Annotated in this window: 1 pseudogene; it reads left to right on the plus strand. The window is 48.3% G+C overall.

Annotation, left to right across the window (positions count from 1 at the left end):
• Nucleotides 1-319 (plus strand): annotated as a pseudogene (locus U9K52_RS21240) (SprB repeat-containing protein); the annotation flags it as partial.

A 319-nucleotide genomic window follows, 5' to 3' on the forward strand; every position in this document is an offset into this window, starting at 1 on the left:
AGAAGACAGAACAGGTTTAGCTGCCGGAACATACACGGTAATCATCACTGATGCCAACGGATGTACCGCAACAGTTAATGCCACAGTAACGCAGCCAGCAAGTGCAGTAAGCGGAACAACGGTAGTAACAAACGTAGCATGTAACGGAGCTTCTAATGGAGCGATCAACTTGACTCCAGCAGGAGGAACAGCACCTTATACATTCAACTGGGGTGGAGGAATCACAACGGAAGACAGAACAGGACTAGCTGCCGGAACATACACGGTAATCATCACTGATGCCAATGGATGTACCGCAACAGTGAGTAGAACAGTAACC

Source organism: Chryseobacterium sp. MHB01 (assembly GCF_034651565.1).
GTDB lineage: Bacteria > Bacteroidota > Bacteroidia > Flavobacteriales > Weeksellaceae > Chryseobacterium > Chryseobacterium nepalense.